Origin of the sequence: Micromonospora inaquosa (assembly GCF_003857055.1) — a bacterium.
Classification (GTDB): Bacteria; Actinomycetota; Actinomycetes; order Mycobacteriales; family Micromonosporaceae; genus Micromonospora; species Micromonospora inaquosa.
In genome coordinates, this window is sequence record NZ_QGSZ01000247.1 from 1 (window position 1) to 1,497 (window position 1,497).

At 72.0% G+C, this 1,497-nt stretch carries 1 rRNA gene and 1 pseudogene; both read left to right on the forward strand.

What is annotated here, in order from left to right:
* Window positions 1–117 (forward strand): 5S ribosomal RNA (gene rrf / locus DLJ59_RS21850).
* Window positions 118–601: 484 nt separating this feature from the next.
* Window positions 602–1,497 (forward strand): annotated as a pseudogene (locus tag DLJ59_RS36410) (hypothetical protein); the annotation flags it as partial.

The window sequence follows — 1,497 nt, forward strand, 5'->3', positions numbered from 1 at the left end:
TACGGCGGTCATGGCGGAGGGGAAACGCCCGGTTACATTCCGAACCCGGAAGCTAAGCCCTCCAGCGCCGATGGTACTGCACTCGTGAGGGTGTGGGAGAGTAGGACGCCGCCGGACAATCTTCCAGTCGAGGGCCGCCCCATCCGGGTCGGCCCTCGACTGCGTAGCGCCATTGGTGGCGCAATCAGGAAGGATGTACCTGTGAGTTCAGGACCGCAGGGCGGAGACCGTCCCCGTCGTTACGAAGACCGTACTGACGGTGCGGGCGGACGCGACCGCGGCCCGCGCCGCGATGATCGAGACCGGCCTCCGTACCGCGGAGACCGCGACAGCGGCGGCGCCCGGGGCGGATCCGCCGGCGGCCGCGACTCTGGCTCCCGTGGTGGTGACCGGGACAGCTCGCGCTCCAGCGCACCCCGTGAGGGCGGCTACCGTGGCGGCGACCGCCGTGAGGGCGGCTTCCGTGGTGGTGACCGGGACGGTTCGCGTTCCAGCGCCCCGCGTGAGGGCGGCTACCGCGGCGGCGACCGTGATGGTTCGCGCTCGGGTGCTCCGCGCGAGGGTGGTTTCCGGTCCGGAGCGCCCCGCGAGGGTGGTTTCCGTGGTGGTGACCGTGATGGTTCGCGTTCCAGCGCCCCGCGTGAGGGTGGTTTCCGCGGCGGTGACCGTCGCGAGGGTGGTTTCCGTGGTGGTGACCGGGACGGTTCGCGTTCCAGCGCCCCGCGTGAGGGCGGCTTCCGTGGCGGCGACCGTCGTGAGGGCGGGTATCAGGGTGGCGACCGCACTCGCTCCGGCCCGCCTCGCGAGGGTGGCTTCCGCGGTGGCGACCGCGAAGGCGGTTTCCGCGGTGGTGACCGGGACGGTTCGCGTTCCAGCGCCCCGCGTGAGGGTGGCTTCCGTGGTGGTGACCGCGACGGTGGTTTCCGTGGCGGTGACCGTCGCGAAGGCGGTTTCCGTGGTGGTGACCGGGACGGTTCGCGTTCCAGCGCCCCGCGTGAGGGCGGCTTCCGTGGTGGTGACCGCGACGGTGGTTTCCGCGGTGGCGACCGTCGCGACGGTGGTTTCCGTGGTGGTGACCGCGAGGGCGGTTTCCGTGGTGGGGATCGCCGTGAGGGTGGTTTCCGTGGTGGTGACCGGGACGGTTCGCGTTCCAGCGCCCCGCGTGAGGGCGGCTTCCGTGGTGGTGACCGCGAGGGCGGTTTCCGTGGTGGCGACCGTCGCGAAGGCGGCTTCCGTGGTGGCGACCGTCGTGAGGGCGGGTATCAGGGTGGCGACCGCACTCGCTCCGGCCCGCCTCGCGAGGGTGGTTTCCGTGGTGGTGACCGCGAGGGCGGTTTCCGTGGTGGGGATCGCCGTGAGGGTGGTTTCCGTGGCGGTGACCGGGACGGTTCGCGTTCCAGCGCGCCCCGCGAGGGTGGCTTCCGTGGCGGTGACCGGGACAGCTCACGCTCCAGCGCCCCGCGTGAAGGTGGCTTCCGTGGCGGTGACAGGGGCAGC